Raw genomic sequence first — 18710 nt, forward strand, 5'->3', positions numbered from 1 at the left:
TATCTAACTACTTATAGATCAAGTAGCAGACGAGTTGGATCTTCTAGGAAGTCTTTAATCGCGACTAAGAAGCCAACTGACTCACGACCATCAACAATACGATGATCGTAAGAGAGTGCTAGGTACATCATAGGCAGGATTTCAACCTGACCATTGACTGCCATTGGGCGATCTTTAATGGCATGCATGCCTAAGATTGCGCTTTGTGGTAGGTTCAAAATGGGTGTAGACATTAGCGAGCCGAAAACACCACCGTTTGTCACAGTGAAGTTACCGCCAGTCATGTCTGCAACAGACAGTTTTCCGTCACGGCCTTTAATGGCTAATTCACGTACCGCTTTCTCAATCTCAGCTAGGTTCATGGTATCAGTGTCACGTAATACTGGTGTCACCAGGCCACGTGGAGTCGATACTGCAATGCTGATATCAAAATAGTTGTGATAAACAATGTCATCACCATCGATAGAGGCGTTAACTTCAGGGAAACGTTTTAGCGCTTCAGTCACCGCTTTGATATAGAAAGACATAAAGCCTAAACGAATACCATGACGTTTTTCGAAAATGTCTTGGTACTGTTTACGAATATCCATGATTGGCTTCATGTTCACTTCGTTAAACGTGGTTAACATTGCCGTTGAATTTTTCGCTTCTAAAAGACGTTTAGCGATAGTCTTACGAAGACGTGACATTGGTACACGCTTCTCACTACGGCCTTCTAATACTGCAACAGGCGCTACCGGCGCTGCGGCTTTAGCTGGAGCAGACTTAAGGAATGCATCAACATCATCCTTAGTCACACGTCCACCAACACCAGAACCTTTAATTTTACTGGCATCAAGATTATGCTCAGCAATAACACGACGAACAGATGGACTTAATGCATCGTTAGATTCATCAGTAGCGACTTCAGTCGTTGCATTAGTAGAAGGCGCTGATGCTTCAGCTTTAGTCACTTCTTGGCCAGACACTGCACCAGCGACGAAATTAGCAATCACTTGCTCACCTAAAACGGTGTCACCTTCTTGGAATAACAATTCAGAGATTGAACCGTCTTCTGGTGCAACCACTTCTAATACAACTTTGTCAGTCTCGATATCAACTAAGTTTTGATCGCGTGTCACCTGTTCACCAGGTTTAACATGCCAAGTAGCAATAGTTGCATCAGCAACAGATTCTGGTAATACGGGTACCTTAATTTCGATACTCATGGAAAGCTTCCCTTATATAAATTATCTATTACGACAGTTTTAATGCGCTATTTACTAATGATTCTTGCTGCTGTACGTGCAACCCAGGATAACCACATGCTGGTGCAGCAGAAGCTTCACGACCGGCATAAGTTAGTTGAGCGCCTGCAGGAATATTAGCCCAGAAATGATGCTGACTACAGTACCATGCACCTTGGTTTTGTGGCTCTTCTTGACACCAAACAAAATCAGTAACATGTTGATATGTTGCTAATGCCTCACGCAATTCCACGTCAGGGAACGGATATAGCTGCTCAACACGCACAATGGCAACGTTGGTAACATTCTCTTTGCGACGTTTTTCAAGTAACTCGAAATACACCTTGCCGCTACAGAATACAACGCGGTCAACTTGGCTTGCATCTAAGGTATCAATCTCACCAATAATATTTTGGAAAGTCCCTTCAGCAAGCTCTTCTAAGGTAGACACCGCTAATGGATGACGTAGCAAAGATTTAGGTGACATGACTACCAGCGGGCGACGCATTGGACGCACAACCTGGCGACGCAACATGTGATAAACCTGCGCCGGAGTTGATGGCACACACACTTGCATGTTGTGGTTAGCACATAATTGCAAGAAGCGCTCTAGACGCGCACTTGAATGCTCAGGACCTTGGCCTTCATAACCATGAGGTAATAGCATCGTTAGACCACATAAACGGCCCCACTTTTGCTCACCAGATGATAAGAATTGGTCAATAACGACTTGGGCACAGTTGACGAAATCACCAAACTGCGCTTCCCAAATGGTCAAGCCACCGGGTTCTGCCGTAGCGTAACCGTATTCAAATGCCAACACAGATGCTTCAGATAATACTGAGTCAATAATATCAATTGGCCCTTGTTCATCAGCCACATTACGCAAAGGTAAATAGGTAGTGCCGTCTTTTTGGCTATGCAATACAGCATGACGATGGAAGAACGTACCACGACCAGAGTCTTGACCAGTAATCCGCACACGCTTGTTATCTTCAAGGATAGAAGCATAGGCCAAGGTTTCAGCGAAGCCCCAGTCTAATAACTTTTCGCCTTTAGCCATCGCAGTACGGTCAGCACAAATTTTGGCAACACGAGATTGAAGCGTATGGTTTTCAGGAATATCAACTAACTTATTGGCTAAGTTTTGTAGACGTTCCATTGACATAGCACCCGCGTAATCTTCATCCCATTCGCGATTAAGATACGGCGTCCAGTCAACAGTATGTAACGTCATAGGACGCCATTCTTTAACCACACAATCACCAGCATCTAATGCATCACGATAATGGTTAATCAAACCAGTCACTTCATCGGCTGGAATACTATTTTCAGCGATTAACTTATCTGCATAGATTTTACGTGGCGTAGGGTGCTTTTTGATTTTAGCGTACATCAGCGGCTGTGTAGCACTAGGCTCGTCAGCTTCGTTATGGCCATGACGGCGATAACACACTAAATCAATAACCACATCACGTTTAAATTCATTACGATAATCCACTGCAAGTTGAGAGATAAACGCAACCGCTTCAGGATCGTCAGAATTAACATGAAAAATTGGCGCCTGAACCATCTTAGCGATGTCAGTACAGTATTCGGTTGAACGTGTGTCAGCCTGATTAGATGTGGTAAAACCAACTTGGTTATTGACCACTATTCGAATGCTACCGCCAACAGTAAAACCACGTGTTTGAGACATGTTAAACGTCTCTTGCACAATGCCTTGGCCAGTTATAGCAGAATCACCATGAATAGTAATTGGCATGACTTGCAGACCGTCTTTACAACCACGACGATCTTGACGAGCACGAACAGAACCAATAACCACTGGATTAACGATCTCTAAGTGAGATGGGTTAAAGGCAAGTGCTAAATGAACGTTTCCACCTGGCGTTTCAAAATCAGATGAGAAACCTTGGTGATATTTTACATCGCCAGAACCGTGAGTGTCGGCATGCTTACCCGCAAACTCATCAAAAAGTTCAGCAGGACGTTTACCTAGCACGTTAATGAGCAAGTTTAAACGACCACGGTGAGCCATACCTACCACGATTTCTTTAGTACCCGCTTCGCCTGCACGGTAAATGATTTCACGCATCATCGGAACGAGCGAATCACCACCTTCTAAAGAGAATCGCTTAGCTCCAGGGAATTTAGCACCAAGGTATTTTTCGATACCTTCTGCAGCATTCAACCCTTCAAGAATACGCTTTTTGACGCTGTTATCGTACTGGGCTTTACCTAATGTGGGTTCAAGACGTTGTTGGATCCAACGCTTTTCATCGGTATCAGTAATATGCATGTATTCAGCACCAATCGAGCCACAATAAGTGCTCTTTAGTGCGTGAATAATATCAGCCAGTTTCATGGTCTCACCACCTAGGGCGAATGAACCAGTATTAAACTGACGCTGCATGTCATCTACGGTTAAGCCGTGATAAGCAGGATCTAACTCCTGAACTTCCTCGCGCTTCCACAATCCTAATGGATCTAAATTGGCATTTTGATGGCCACGGAAACGGTGAGCATTGATCAGTTGCAGAACCTTAACTTGCTTCGCATCTAACTCTGGATCGCCGACGCTGGTAGCGTTTTTTAAACGACCTTGTAGAGCTAAACTGCGGAAATAGTCACGAACTTTAGAGTGAGCAGTTTCGGGTACTTCTACTGAGGCACCGTTAACCGGAGGGAGATTATCAAAAACAAGCTGCCAATCAGGGGTCACTGATTGCGGATCTTCTTGATAGGCTTCATACATCTCTTCTACGTAGGTCGAGTTCGAACCACTTAAATGTGACGACTCGAGCCAGGCTTTCATGATGCCTTGGTGCATTGTTATTCCTTTCAAACTTGATACACGTGCTAGCCATAAACATAACAGTGAGTAACGTAAGTTACATCACACGTAGACTGAAACTATCTTTGCAAGATAGTAGCAGGAGGTCTTACATAAACACGCAAAAGAGCCATCTCCAATAATGAAGATGACTCTTAACAGAGCTAATAAGTCAGACTATTTTGCTCTTCGTCGTGCATTAAACAGCTCGCTTCAGTAACATCGACTTGATATGACCAATCGCTTTAGTTGGGTTTAATCCTTTAGGACAAACATCAACACAGTTCATGATGCCATGACAACGGAACACACTGTAAGCATCATCTAGATCAGATAAACGCTCCTCAGTTGCCGTGTCGCGGCTGTCAATCAAGAAACGATAAGCATGCAATAAACCGGCTGGACCGATAAATTTATCCGGATTCCACCAGAAAGATGGACACGAAGTTGAACAACATGCACACAAAATACATTCGTATAAACCATCTAAATGAGCACGCTCTTCAGGTGATTGTATATGTTCACGAGCTGGCGCCTTTTCATCATTGATCAGATAAGGCTTAATTTTTTCGTATTGCTTGTAGAACTGAGTTAGGTCAACGACCAAATCTCGAACTACTGGCATGCCTGGTAAAGGACGGACTTCAATTTTCTTCCCTTTGAAGGTAGATATTGGCGTAATACACGCTAATCCATTTTTACCATTCATGTTAACACCGTCAGAACCACACACGCCTTCACGGCATGAGCGACGAAACGCAATCGTTGAGTCTTGTTCTTTCAGCTTAATTAACGCATCCAACACCATCATATCAGAACCATCAGGCACTTCTAGGGTGTAATCCTTCATGTAAGGCTTGGTATCTACATCAGGATTATAACGATACAATGCAAATGTTAATTTCATCTTTTGCAACTCCTGCCTAATAGGTACGTTTTACTGGTGGGAATGCATCACGTAATTTAGGTGTCATGTTGACATCACGTTTGCTCATATTCTTAGTCACTGGGTCAAATAAGCTATGACACAACCAATTGTCATCATCACGATCTAAATAATCTTCACGAGAATGCGCACCACGGCTTTCAGTACGGAAGTTAGCTGCATAAGCAGTTGCCAGCGCTGTTGCCATTAAATTATCTAATTCTAAACATTCAATACGCTGAGTATTAAATTCATTTGAGTTATCAGATAACTTAGCATTATCAAGTCGCTTTTGAATAGCTTGTAGCTGCTCTAGACCTTCAGCCATGGCTTCACCACTGCGGAAAACAGAGAAATTTAACTGCATACACAATTGAAGCGCTTTACGAATAACCGCAGGTTCTTCGCCGTCTTTGTTGCTTTCCCAACGATTAAGACGAGCAAGTGATGCACTAATTTCTATGTCTGATGCCGCTTTTGGATCAGGTGTCGCGTCTAACGCTTTACCTAAATGTTGACCCGCAGCACGTCCAAAGACCACTAAATCGAGTAATGAGTTACCGCCTAAGCGGTTTGCACCGTGTACAGATACACAAGCGATTTCACCAACCGCAAATAAACCTAATACATCTTGCTCACTGCCATCTTTATTCTGACGAATAACTTGACCGCTCACTTTAGTCGGTAAACCGCCCATCATGTAGTGGCATGTTGGCAATACAGGAATAGGACCGTCTGCTGGATCGATATGAGCGAAAGTACGTGATAATTCACACACACCAGGAAGACGCGCTTCAAGGGTTTCTTTGCCCAAATGATCAAGCTTTAGTAACAAATGCGGACCTAAAGGACCGTCTAAACCACGACCTTCGCGAATTTCAGTCATCATTGAACGTGCTACCACGTCACGAGAAGCTAAATCCTTCGCATTCGGTGCATAGCGCTCCATGAAGCGTTCGCCATCTTTATTTAATAAGTAACCGCCTTCGCCACGACAACCTTCAGTTACCAAGGTACCTGCACCAGCAATACCCGTTGGGTGGAACTGCCACATTTCCATGTCTTGTAATTGAATGCCAGCACGTGCTGCCATACCTACACCGTCACCGGTGTTAATATGAGCATTAGTGGTCGAAGCATAAATACGCCCTGCACCACCCGTTGCTAATATCGTTGCTTTGGCTTTGAAATAAACAATATCGCCTGTTTCAATTTCAATTGCGGTACAACCCACTACAACGTCATCTTCATTTTTAACCAAATCTAAGGCATACCACTCAGAATAAACGTTAGTTTTATGTTTAACGTTTTGTTGGTATAAACAATGAAGCAATGCATGGCCTGTACGGTCAGCAGCAGCAGCGGTACGAGCAGCTTGCTCGCCACCAAAGTTACGAGACTGGCCACCAAAAGGACGCTGGTAGATTGTGCCATTTTCGAAACGAGAAAAAGGTAAACCCATTTGCTCAAGTTCAATAATCGCTTCCGGACCCGTTTTACACATAAACTCAATAGCTTCTTGGTCGCCGATAAAATCAGAACCTTTAACCGTATCGTACATGTGTTGTTCCCAATGGTCCTCGTGAGCATTACCTAATGCTACGGTGATACCACCTTGAGCAGAAACGGTATGTGAACGAGTTGGGAATACTTTAGATAACAGCGCACAGCTCTTACCTTCTTTAGAAATCTGTAATGCTGCTCGCATACCCGCGCCACCGGCGCCGATTACGATTACATCAAATTCGCGTACTGGAATACTCACTTAAACACCCCACACTATTACAATGCCTGACGCTAAATAACTGATCGCGACCATAACAAAGGTAAACTGTAATACACCACGTAACGCTGTGTGTTTGACATAATCAGTCAACACTTGCCATACACCAATCCACGCATGAATAAGTAAAGCAACTAACGTTATAAGGGTAAAGACTTTCATTGGAAGTGAACTAAATAAGCCACTCCAAATTTCGAAAGTTAACGGGGCACTACACGCGATAAAACCTACTAAGAAAATAGTATAACAAGCGAGGATCACTGCACTTGCGCGTAATAGAATATAGTCATGAACACCACTGCGTCCAAAACTTGCTGCATTTGTTACCATACCCAAATCCCCGCTATGATTGAAAAGACTACTGCTAACACAAAAGTAGCCTTAGCTGATGCAACACCCGAAGTTAATTCTTCCCAGTGTCCGGCATCCATAATCAAATGACGAATGCCACCTAATAAATGATAACCCAACGCAGTTAGAATACCCCAAATGATGAACTTCATCACGAAACCATCGAACAAGGATTGTACGCTAGCAAACCCCTCTGGTGATGTTAAAGTCGAATTTAACAGCCATAGAAGAATACCAATTGCGAATAGCATGATAACACCGGAAATACGGTGTAGGATTGACGCGATAGCTGTCGCAGGAAAGCTTATCGTCTGCAGGTCTAGATGGACAGGTCTTTGCTTTTTCACGTTCTGCTCACTCAGCTCCGTCGAGCATTATTTTTGTTATCTATCTGTTTTTTGTTTAACTATTAACGCTAACACTAGGCATACGTTTTAAAACAAATAACGGACCACTCTGAAACATCTAATCAATTGAGAAACCACTATTTAGTTCGTAAATTCATCATTCCTAAACTGTGATGTTCGTCGCCCTTGGGGGCGCAGGCAAGTATACTCGTGGGAATTGTCAAATACAAACCTCACATTATGCAAAATAAGTTTTTTTAGTATTTTTTTATTCTAATCCAAGCGCAGAGCGGTTTACAGGGCACATATACCATGGTCTAACAAATTTAAACGCTTATTTAAATTGATCTGTGATCCCGATCCACTGTAAAGTAATGACCGCTTAACATGCCGCACTCATATAGAAGAATGAAGTAAGGAGAACGGGGTATGGCTGATAATATAGCCAAATTAGAGTTACCAGGAAACGAATCAATCGACCTACCTATCAAGAAAGGTACTGAAGGTTTTGACGTTATCGACATCAGTACACTTGGAAAAAAAGGGTATTTCACCTTTGATCCAGGCTTTTTAGCTACTGCATCTTGTGAGTCAGCAATTACTTATATCGATGGTGAGCAAGGTATCTTGTTACACCGTGGGTATCCAATTGAACAACTTGCAACTGAATCGACCTACTTAGATTTATGCTACTTGCTATTATATGGTGAATTACCGTCTAAAGCTGATTACGAACAATTTGTTTCCACAGTGAAAGAACACACTATGGTTCATGAACAAATTGCATTCTTTTTCAGAGGTTTCCGCCGTGACGCACACCCAATGGCAATGCTATGTGGTGTAACAGGTGCATTATCTGCTTTCTATCAAGATTCTCTTGATGTTAACAATCCAAAGCATCGTGAAATTGCAGCTTACCGCTTAGTGTCGAAAATGCCGACAATAGCAGCGATGTGCTACAAGTACTCAATGGGGCAACCTTTTGTTTATCCACGTAACGATTTAAGTTATGCGGGTAACTTCTTGTCGATGATGTTTGCTACTCCGTGTGAAGAGTACAAAGTTAATCCTGTTGTAGAAAAAGCAATGGACCGTATTTTTGTATTGCATGCTGATCATGAGCAAAATGCATCTACATCTACTGTTCGTTTAGCTGGCTCTTCAGGTGCTAACCCATTTGCATGTATTGCAGCGGGTATTGCTTCGTTGTGGGGCCCAGCTCATGGTGGTGCTAACGAAGCTTGCTTAGAAATGTTAGAAGAAATCGGCAGCGTTGATCGCATTCCTGAATTTATCGAGAAAGCGAAAGACAAAAACGATCCATTCCGTCTAATGGGCTTTGGCCATCGCGTTTATAAGAACTTCGACCCTCGCGCTAAAGTGATGCGTGAAACTTGTCATGAAGTCCTTAAAGAACTTAAAGTGGTTGATCCATTATTAGACGTGGCAATGGAACTTGAGCGTATCGCTCTTGAAGATGAATACTTCATCTCTAAGAAGCTATACCCGAACGTTGATTTCTACTCTGGTATCATCATGAAAGCCATTGGTATCCCTAACGATATGTTCACAGTGCTATTCGCATTGTCACGTACTGTTGGTTGGATTTCACATTGGAAAGAAATGTTAGATCAACCAGGCCACAAAATCAGCCGTCCACGTCAGTTATACACTGGTGAGTCTGCACGTGAATTTGTGAGCGTTGATAAGCGTTAATCTTTTGATTAACCAAACTAAAAAAGCGCCGAAAGGCGCTTTTTTGTTATTTAAATTTAGATATCAGAGACTATTTAACGTAGTGTATAAATCAGTCCTAAAGTATGCGTCTAGCGAAGTACACCTAGCATCGATGTTCTGATTGTCTAAAAATACCTGCTCAATGATAAATTTAGAGCAGGTGATGAAAACATACAGAACAACTACTCAGTGGCAGATGCTACTTCAACAACGCGGCTCGTTTAGTGGCACTAATATCGAATTTTGCCAACACCATAATGTCTCTATCACCACTTACTATAAACAGCGCGCTTTACTGGCTGAATATCAGCCTAATTCAACCTTGCCAGTGCAAACAACGAACCCCACATCATCACGTTTTATTCAGTTAAAACAAACCACCACTGAAGTCTGCGCGCAAACTCATCAAAATGTGGTGCAGTTTGATATCCGCACAGGCCAGTTAATGTTTCCTGCCAATTTAGCAATGAACGATATCGTTGCCATCATTAAAGGGCTGATGGCATGAAGATGTTTGTTGATGTGCCCACCGTTTATTTATGTGCGGATGTGGTCGATTTTCGTAAATCGATTAATGGATTAGCCGCCTTAGTGGAAGCAGAGCTTGAACTACCGGTGCTCAGTGGTGCGCTATTTGTGTTTTGTAATAAAGGGCGCGACAAACTCAAACTGCTGTACTGGGATAACACCGGCTTTGCACTGTGGTATAAGCGATTAGATAAATATAAGTTCAAATGGCCTAAACTCATGTCACCCACCATGACATTAACCGAGCAACAATTACACTGGTTATTAGCGGGTTATGATGTGATTGGCCACAGCAAAATTGATGTCGCAGGTAAGCAAGTGCTTTAATTATTCAAAAGATATGGCGATCGATTGATGATCATCAAAAGACGTTCAGTTAGCACTGGAAAGCCTTTTGTTATGCCTTAAAATAGGCTTCATGAAAAATGAACTCGCCCTTAAACAGCGTATTGCTGAACTTGAAAAACTGTTAGCGCAGAAGGATGCACAAATCGCAGCCTTGGAAGAGCGCTGGCGTTTAGCTCAACAAAAACAATTCGGCAAAAGTGCTGAAGGCTTTGTAGGGCAAGGCGAGTTATTCAATGAAGTGGAGGAAACTGTTGAAGCCGCTGAGGCTGAGCAACAATCCATTAGCTATACCCGTAAAAAGCCAGTGCGTAAGCCACTGCCAAAAGACTTACCCCGTGAGCAGGTTATCCACGATATCGAAGATAAAACCTGTAATTGTTGTGGCGGTGAGCTACATAAAATGGGTGAGGATAAGTCAGAAAAGCTTGAGTTTATTCCCGCTCAAATCAAAGTGATTGAGCACATTCGGCCTAAGTACGCTTGCCGTTACGGTGATAAAGCCTCGATTCAAACACAGATAAAGCAAGCCTCAATGCCTGCCATGCCCATCAACAAAGGCATTGCAACGAGCAGTTTGCTCAGTCAGCTTATCACCAGTAAATACCAATATGGGTTACCGCTTTATCGCCAGGAAGGAATGTTCAAGCAATACGGTATTGAGCTCAGTCGCCAGACCATGAGCAGCTGGATAGACAAATCCGCCGCACTCTTCGCGCCACTAGTTGAGCGACTTAAAGCCGAGCTGTTAAAGCAGCCCACGCTGTTTGCCGATGAAACGCCATTAAAGGTGGTGAAATCCGATAAAGTGAACAGCTACATGTGTAATGGTCAGGTCGAGATTCACCAGACCCGAATAATCCTATCCCTAATATCGTGCTTTACGACTTCCACAATAGTCGCGCGGCCGCCTGCGTGGTTAATTATCTTGATGGATATCAAGGGTATTTACACGTGGATGGTTATCAGGCCTATGCCAAAACAGAGGCAACCTTAATCGGCTGTTGGGCTCATGCTCGTCGTAAATTTATCGACGCGAAAAAGCTGCAAGGGAAAAATAAAACCGGCAAAGCGGATGTGGTATTGAGCCTTATCCAAAAACTGTACGGCGTTGAGTCACGCGTTAAAGATAAAAGTGCGGATGATAAATACACGACAAGACAACAAGCCAGTGTGCCTATACTGGACAAGCTAAAAAATTGGCTTGAGCAGAACCAGCTAAATTTAGTGGGCAATACCAAACTGATTGAGGCGGCTAATTACCTGGCTAATCAATGGCACAAGCTCATTCGGTATGTCGATGATGGACGACTCAGCATCGATAATAATAGAGCTGAACGCGCGGTAAAACCGTTTGTGATAGGCCGAAAAAATTGGTTATTTAGCCAAACGGCTAACGGTGCACATGCAAGTGCCACCCTTTACAGCATTGTGGAAACCGCCAAAATAAATGGTCTAATCCCATTTGATTACATCATGGTTTGCCTTGATGAACTGTGTAAACCAGCACCTGATATCGACATCCTGTTACCCTGGAATTTTAAACAGTAGGTGTGGTTCGCTAGACGGTTACGACATACCAGAGATAAAGAGTTGCTGAAACCCAGACATGAAATTCAAATTCTGGGACGTCATATTGTTGAGCAAACCATTTAATCAACACAACCAGTAAAAAGGTCCCCACAATCCACCCTAACCACTCCCTGATTGTTTGAGTGTAAAATTCGCGTCTAATTTCGCCAAATATATCGTGCATAGTATTCCTTTACCTTATTGATAATGTTGATCTCATCTAATGTCTTTATGAAGTTAGACGTCAGATATTATTATGTTAAGTTTATTGATTTAATGTTTGTACTAGACCACTAATCACTAAGACTATAAAATAACTCCATTTATGCAGCAAACACTTTAACTGAATTAGGTGTTGAATAAGAATTGAAGGACAGCATAAGTCATAAAGGTGGATAGTTTTTTGCGTAATAATAAAGGGTTATTATTCGCTGTTTCTTGATGCTGGTTAGATAATCTAATCGAGACAACAAGTAAGAAGAACCGAAACTTTCTTTTGTCCAATTAGCTAATATAAACTCGCCTTCTTTTTTAGCATATGCTTCCCAAGAAGCTTGTGACTCATTAAATAACAATTTTCCATCATCTTCTACGAAGTGATTAACGAGACGCTCAGAATGGACTAGCCGTTGGTCTAAAAACTGATTAAACGCTTCATATTCAGCAGTTAATTCAATAGGACTACAGTCACATTGTGACAGCTTACTTTCATAAATAAGTGCATCAGCTATAAAATCGTTGACATAATCTGGAGCATCAGGATTGTCTATAGCGAAGCACTGTGAAATAATGAATAGTTGAAAAGATAAAAAAATAATCTTTGTTAATTTTACCATTCTTTATAGATCCCTTTTGTATAAATGTTCCATTCACAATTTCTGCGATTAACTAAACCCTTATTAACAATCCCTTGAGATTTTTTCCATGCTTTCCAAGCGGACTCCAAATTTGGATAGGATGTAAGTGCTGCCGAGTCATTAATTAACGTTAATACCGAAGATGACTTAAAGTTTGAACCGCCGATATTAAAGGTAAAAATAACAAGTGAATCAAATTGTTGTTGAGTTAACGCTACTTTTACATGTTGCCTCACATCTCGAACATAAGGGGCTAAATCATGTTCAAATAAAATCGATGCGTCAGACATTGTAATCGAAGAACTGTATCTAGCCCAATCACCTTTAGCAATTAAATGACCATATCCAATAGTTGCTCCTTCAACCCATGCTCTTATATCAGAACCAGTTTGATCATCATAAGGTTTGCTTCTAAAATTTTCTATTGCTTTTAATAAGTTAATGCCTTTTACACTTAATGTAAGCCCGATATTTAAGCCAATGCTACCTGCCAATTTTTCATTTATCTTTCGATGAGTTCGACCATTAGCGTCAATTTTGCCGTCTGGACGTACCATATTGAGTACTTTTCTTTGAAATAGCTTTATCGCTGCAACAGTTTTAGCGTTTTCAGGCCTAGAGCCTAAACGGCCATCAACAATTAGTGATTTTGTAGGAGGAATGAGTTTGAGTAATTTATTTAATGCAGTTTGTACTACTTTCACATCATTTAAATTGTTAGCTCCACCCAGCCCGACAGCTTGAGTTATTTTTATTGATGACATCGTATTATCCTTGTCATTGTTGATTTTAATAAGAAATAAAATCTGTAATTCTTTAATTGTTTGGGAATTGATTTTTGACAATTTAGCGATATAATTACATTTCCATCAAGTATTCTCCAAACGCTCTCATTGTCAAAAATTGCTTACCTGCCACTATCTCCTTCATAGCTTCATCAATCTGCTTTGAATTAAGGTTCTTCTGACAACAAAAAATCCAGTGCTTTTTAAGGCCCTGTAAATTGAATGGATCTTTACCTATTAAGGGGCTTCCTTTCATCTAATCTCTTGTTACCATTTATCATGTTCATTCATATCATCACCACTAGTTTTCCCAAAACTCGCCAATAGCTTGCCATATGTCCCCTTTGTTAGCGCTAAGAGTATTAATTACATCGTTCTTGCATCTTCGTGGTAAAGCATTCGTTAATTTTAATATCATCGTCCGTATTTTTTCATGACAGCGCAATAACTGAGATGGGTGACCATGTTATTATATAAGTTTAATTCGACAATTAAACTTCAACACCTTCAACAAGATTTGCAAAGCGACCATAACAATTAAATAAATCCTTATCATTGCTCAAATCACTTTCCAAAAATAAATATACCAATCTAATTCTACCTATAGGGTGATAACTTTTCATACTGTCAATTTTTTCAAAAAAAGGCTGTAGAGCTTCAAAAACATCTTTCGCAGCCTTATTATTTGATTTTGCTAGCAGCATATTTTCTAAATCTTTTCGCTCTTTTTTTATTTGGTCAATTTTATTCATTTATTACCAACATCTTAGGAGAACTAAATTTCTCTCTATTAACTATAAGGGTTTGGACGCCTCCACCTTTCCTACGGTATTTCGCATTATTAACAGAAAATGGGGCGATTGTGCTTTGATAAACATTTACTTTTTCTTGAGCTTCGACCTCGTAAGTATCGAACTCTTCTGGTATTTGCGGTAAACCAAGTAAAGAACCTGTACTTTGTGAATCATTTGGTAGCTTACTGAGCATTTCAAATGTCATAAAGTATGGAGAGTTTTCATTAGGCGCACCTGAATTTTTGGGAACTAATTTATACAGTTTATCTCCGGGTTGTAAAGTGACAACTTGTGGCTCAACACTTCCTGACTCTAACAACTCTCGTGATATAGTCAATGCCAGATCAGCTTCCATTCCCTTTCCTAAAAGGGTTTCATAAATGATTTTACCAACAAAATAATCTCTTGGATCTTTAACTTCAATCCCTTCAGGATTTGACTCATTCCAATTAACTTTAATAGGGTCTACTTTCGATATTTTTGATACTAAGTTTTCTGCTGTTCCGCTTTTAATACTTTCAATCATTTCATCTGCGGTAAAAGGCGTGTTCTCTAATTTAGTAAGCGCTATTAGCTTATCTTTTAACTCATCAGATATTACCAGGTTTGCGTCTAAAGCTGCTTTAACCTTACTTTGACCTTCTTTACACAATAACCCAAACGGATCCACCCAGTTGACATGATTAGGTGCGTATTGATAATGGTTTATCCCGCCTACCAAACCAATAGGGTCTTGGTGTATAAATCGAGCTTGATCGGGGCTGTAGTACCTAAAACGATTGTAGTGTAACCCTGATTCGTCATCAAAGTATTGCCCTTGAAAACGGATTGGGTTAGCAATCTTGTCTTGCAGAGCTGCATAATCAATATAGGCATGCTCATTATCCGCATCTTCAATATCTGTATCTTTAATAGATGTGCTTTTAATTGTCTGACCGAACACATCTTGTTGGCTGCGCCAGACAATTTGGGTGTTTTCATCCGTTAAGCAAATCGGGGTGCCGAGTTGGTCTAGGTGATAATAATAAACCTGCCCGGACTTAATGAGTGCGACGGGTGTGAAAGTGTCAGGTTGATAAATATACCAGGTGTATTCACCTAAGGTGTATTCGCCAATCAGTTGATGATTGTCCCAAATAAAGTCGGTGCGACCAAGTTCGGTGATTTTTGCACTGCGACGGCCTAAGGCATCATATTCGTATTGCGTCAGCTTGCCATTAACGTTGATTTGCACCAGTTGGTTTAAGCCATTAAAGCTGCGTTGTTGTTTGTCACCCCTACCCACTTGGCTGATTTGGTTGCCACTGGCGTCATAACGGTAATCGACCCCAGCCATGCTCATTAAGCGGTCGTTGTTAACCACTACATCATTAAGGTTTTTATTGGGCCTTACTGTTTCAACTGATTGAATGCTAGCCGTTTCATTAGCGCTAACATGATTACTACTTATATCTTGGGTATGGGTATGAATATCACTAGCACTAGCACGAATAGCCTGTAATGGGTTACCAAAAGCATCCCATTGGTATTGCTGACGAGCATTAGATGCATTGTCAGCAATATTTGGGTTTTCGCCAGACACGCCAGTATCACTAATACTGATTAACTGGCTGATTTTGTTATAGCTAAACTGTTTAACCTCTGGCTTATGTTCAATATGCTCAGAAGATTGACCATTCACAGCACTATCGTTTCCAAACTTACTTTCGCAGCGTTGTAATTGATGCTGTTTATCGTATTGATAACGTCTTGATGCAAAGAATCGAGTCTGATTTTGTGCATGTTGCCATGTCTGCTCAATTAACCTTGAATGAGCATCATAGGCATGAGTGAGTTCAAGCTGATTACCCTGGATTGTTTTGTGCAACAAACCCGATGGCAGATAGTGATAATGAGCCAGCGGTATGCGCTGCTTCGATGGGCCATTGACTGTAAATCCATTGTCTGTAACGCTAATGCCACTTAATTGACTGTTTTTATTGTATTGATAATCAATCTGTTGCCCGTCAGGCAAGGTTAAGCCACAGCGGTTGCCTGAATCATCATATTGATATTCAAGTTGCCACTGGCTTTGTAATACCCGATTTATACGCCCTTGAGCGTCAAGGTGTTGCTGCACGGTGCGATGTTGGTTATGGGCTCGAGTAATTTGACCTATCGGATTATATTGATAAAAGTTCTGAGTATTCAGTAATGCAGATGTGGCACTGGGCTCAAGTTTGACATGGCTACTTTGCTGACAAATTCGCCCCATGGCATCACGTTTGAGCTCAACAAACCGAATATCACTGTCGTTCACGGCAACTAATTTGTCATTAGCGTCATATTGATAATGTTGCTCACGCCCATCAAAACCGATTAATGTCTTAGGTTGCTCTGTTGCTGTGTATTCAATGCGGTATTGCGCCCCGTCACTGCGTTCTATGCGATTTAAGTTACGTTCTTTATCATAAAAAAACTTCAGCCAACTACCATCGGCAAACGTTTGCTGACGCGGTTGGGCTAAACCGTCATAGTCGATGATGTTTTCAATGTACTCACTATCGTTACTGAGTTCTTGCTCGCCAGCCACATCAGCCTGTTGGCGCTGGCGAATAATGCGTCCGGCATCATCATATTGATAATAATGACTAATGGCTTCTTCAGAGTTATCTTGTTCATCTTGTTTGTCTTGTGGATAGGATTTACTTTTGACAATTTGGCCTTTGTTGTCGCGAATAAATTCAGTGACCAGACCTTGCGGATTAATAGTGGCATTAACACGCCCCAGTCTGTCATGACTAAAACGGGTTAACGCATCACCGACTTGTGTAGCAAGTAATTCACCGTCGCGGTCCCAATGGTAGCGATGTGTTACACCATTAACATCGATTTTTTGGGTTAACTGCCCAGCATCATTGTATTGATAATGACTTGGACGACCATCGAAACCTGTTTCAGATAGTAATCGCCCAGTGGCATCATAATGTCTTTTAGCTGTTCGGCCGATGGCATCTCGGGTGACAATTCTTTGACCTAAACGATTATATTCAAATCGTGTGGTACCACCGTCCGCTTGAATAACAGCCAGTAACTGCCCTTGCTCGTTATAGTTGTATTGTATTTTATTATCACACGCATCAACGGTAGCCACTTTGCGACCAACAGCATCATATTGATGACGTATCACACTGCCATTAGGCTTGTGATGCTCAGTCAAAAGCCCTTGTGCATTGTGAATAAAAGTCTCGCGATGACCTAAAGAGTCTGTACAACTGCTTTTTATACCGTTAACGAGTGCCGTATATTCAAAGTGATAATGATAAATATCATCATCACCCCATTGCTCAATACATTTAGCGCGCTGGTCTTGTCCGTCCCACGAAAAGTGATGACTAAAGCCTGATGCCCGAGTTCTGCGTTGTAATAGATAGGTGGTACTTTTAGGATTGTATTGATGATCACTGTCAGATGTTATGTCGGCTGACTTGACCTTAACATAACTGTAACGCTCTACTCGCCCATTACTATCTGTGGCGGCTATAAGTGCTTGAGCGTCATCATATTGATAACTGGCTAACAAATTTTGGTGAATTTGTTTGTTGCCTTCGTTATCTAACATGTATGAAGCGACTTTTAACAAATTGCTTTGTGCATTGTAAAATAACAATACGCCACGTTTTGGGCCTGTGGTGATTTGGGTTAAACGCCCTTGCTGATCATAATACAGCTGAAAATATTGGCCTTGATGATTACTAATGGTTTCAAGTTGCCAAACCAGTTTACCAGCGACATTTTTTTGTATAAATGCCCAATGGCTGTCATCGGGCTTTATTAACACATGGCGGCCATCAGCTTGATGTACTAACGACCAACCTGTTGAAAGTTGGATACTGGTTTGCCCTCGTTTAACCGAGTCGAACACATGTACTCGGCCTTCATCGTCGGTTAATTCAAACCAATATTTACCGGGTTTTTTAGGCCCAACTTTCGCTGGCGCTTGATATTTATGATCCAGCTGCACACAAAAGTTATGTCGCCAGCCGTAACCCATACCAACATTGTTAAGAATTTTGCTCGAACGATACAAACGACGCCACGTTAGCGGCATTAAGCCATTAAGCTCAAAATCGACTAACGGTAAAATTTCTTCGCCACTTAACATTGATACGGGATCGCTGCGGCACTCTTGCTGATCAATAGCCACTTCCGTCGGGGAATGATTCGCCACAGTACCGGATTGAACTGACGCAGAAGTTTGTTTACCCTTATTGGTTTTGGGTGCTTTGGTATTGGTTGAACTTGCGCCTAGAGTGCCTGTTTCAGTTGAATGCTGAATTTGTTGTTTGGGTGTTTCACCATACACTCTGAGTAAATTGCGCTCAATAATGTCACTGAGTTTACGAGTGATATCTCTTGGATTTAAGCTAGCATTTACACCCGCATTCATCACTAGACTGCGCGCATAAATTAATGCATTACGATCACGAACTAAATGAGGCGAGATTTCATTAATTATCTCACTAACATTATTGTTTTGCTCAAACGTTAATAACTGGAATCCAGCTGGCGTTGACGCACTGGCAGGCACGATAACGATATAACGGTTATGACCTTTAAAATTGAAATTACTGACCGTCATGTT

General features: G+C 41.5%; 14 protein-coding genes and 1 pseudogene. 4 read left to right on the forward strand and 11 right to left on the reverse strand.

Going from position 1 to position 18710, the window contains the following annotated elements; all coding sequences use genetic code 11:
* Window positions 1-11: 11 nt before the first annotated feature.
* From odhB to sdhC, 6 genes are all read right to left on the reverse strand, one after another.
* Window positions 12-1208 carry a 2-oxoglutarate dehydrogenase complex dihydrolipoyllysine-residue succinyltransferase gene (odhB, locus tag AAEY94_RS06740; protein ID WP_182743925.1) on the reverse strand — a complete coding sequence of 399 codons (1197 nt, stop codon included), beginning with the start codon at window positions 1206-1208 and terminating at the stop codon, window positions 12-14.
* A 28-nt stretch (window positions 1209-1236) separates the two neighbouring features.
* Window positions 1237-4059, reverse strand: coding sequence for a 2-oxoglutarate dehydrogenase E1 component (gene sucA / locus AAEY94_RS06745; RefSeq protein ID WP_101086895.1), 2823 nt, complete (start codon window positions 4057-4059; stop codon window positions 1237-1239).
* Window positions 4060-4261: 202 nt separating this feature from the next.
* Complete coding sequence (locus AAEY94_RS06750; protein WP_101086894.1) at window positions 4262-4969, reverse strand: succinate dehydrogenase iron-sulfur subunit; 708 nt, start codon at window positions 4967-4969, stop codon at window positions 4262-4264.
* Between the two features lie 16 nt (window positions 4970-4985).
* Window positions 4986-6752 carry a succinate dehydrogenase flavoprotein subunit gene (gene sdhA, locus AAEY94_RS06755; RefSeq protein ID WP_101086893.1) on the reverse strand — a complete coding sequence of 589 codons (1767 nt, stop codon included), beginning with the start codon at window positions 6750-6752 and terminating at the stop codon, window positions 4986-4988.
* Window positions 6753-7100, reverse strand: coding sequence for a succinate dehydrogenase, hydrophobic membrane anchor protein (sdhD, locus tag AAEY94_RS06760; RefSeq protein WP_101086892.1), 348 nt, complete (start codon window positions 7098-7100; stop codon window positions 6753-6755).
* Window positions 7094-7468 (reverse strand): succinate dehydrogenase cytochrome b556 subunit, encoded by a 375-nt coding sequence (sdhC, locus tag AAEY94_RS06765; RefSeq protein ID WP_101086891.1) that lies wholly within the window; start codon window positions 7466-7468, stop codon window positions 7094-7096. The genes sdhD and sdhC overlap by 7 nt, the downstream gene beginning before the upstream one ends.
* Before the next feature lie 429 nt (window positions 7469-7897).
* Here sdhC and AAEY94_RS06770 point away from each other — a divergent pair, with 429 nt between their 5' ends.
* The 4 genes and pseudogenes from AAEY94_RS06770 (at window position 7898) to tnpC (ending at window position 11629) form a co-directional block, all read left to right on the forward strand.
* Window positions 7898-9184, forward strand: coding sequence for a citrate synthase (locus tag AAEY94_RS06770; RefSeq protein WP_101086890.1), 1287 nt, complete (start codon window positions 7898-7900; stop codon window positions 9182-9184).
* Between the two features lie 184 nt (window positions 9185-9368).
* Entirely contained in the window at window positions 9369-9713 is a 345-nt protein-coding gene (locus AAEY94_RS06775) for an IS66 family insertion sequence element accessory protein TnpB (protein ID WP_162023329.1), read from the forward strand.
* A complete protein-coding gene (tnpB, locus tag AAEY94_RS06780; protein ID WP_162023330.1) occupies window positions 9710-10060 on the forward strand; it encodes an IS66 family insertion sequence element accessory protein TnpB in 351 nt (116 codons plus the stop codon). Before AAEY94_RS06775 ends, tnpB begins: the two co-directional genes overlap by 4 nt.
* A 91-nt stretch (window positions 10061-10151) precedes the next feature.
* A pseudogene (tnpC, locus tag AAEY94_RS06785) lies at window positions 10152-11629 on the forward strand (IS66 family transposase).
* 404 nt (window positions 11630-12033) lie between these two features.
* Here the strand turns inward: tnpC and AAEY94_RS06790 are convergent.
* The 5 genes from AAEY94_RS06790 to AAEY94_RS06810 all read right to left on the reverse strand — a co-directional run bounded on the left by AAEY94_RS06790 (window position 12034) and on the right by AAEY94_RS06810 (window position 18707).
* The gene (locus AAEY94_RS06790) at window positions 12034-12486 is read right to left on the reverse strand and encodes a hypothetical protein (RefSeq protein ID WP_162023331.1); all 453 of its coding nucleotides are present in this window, start codon (window positions 12484-12486) and stop codon (window positions 12034-12036) included.
* Window positions 12480-13271, reverse strand: coding sequence for a glycoside hydrolase family protein (locus AAEY94_RS06795; RefSeq protein ID WP_217351053.1), 792 nt, complete (start codon window positions 13269-13271; stop codon window positions 12480-12482). The genes AAEY94_RS06790 and AAEY94_RS06795 overlap by 7 nt, the downstream gene beginning before the upstream one ends.
* 94 nt (window positions 13272-13365) lie before the next feature.
* Window positions 13366-13548, reverse strand: coding sequence for a hypothetical protein (locus AAEY94_RS06800; RefSeq protein WP_162023332.1), 183 nt, complete (start codon window positions 13546-13548; stop codon window positions 13366-13368).
* Between the two features lie 235 nt (window positions 13549-13783).
* A complete protein-coding gene (locus AAEY94_RS06805; RefSeq protein ID WP_162023333.1) occupies window positions 13784-14044 on the reverse strand; it encodes a hypothetical protein in 261 nt (86 codons plus the stop codon).
* A complete protein-coding gene (locus tag AAEY94_RS06810; protein WP_350978097.1) occupies window positions 14037-18707 on the reverse strand; it encodes an RHS repeat-associated core domain-containing protein in 4671 nt (1556 codons plus the stop codon). The genes AAEY94_RS06805 and AAEY94_RS06810 overlap by 8 nt, the downstream gene beginning before the upstream one ends.
* Window positions 18708-18710 lie beyond the last annotated feature (3 nt).

Source organism: Shewanella sp. AC34-MNA-CIBAN-0136 (assembly GCF_040309945.1).
GTDB lineage: Bacteria > Pseudomonadota > Gammaproteobacteria > Enterobacterales > Shewanellaceae > Shewanella.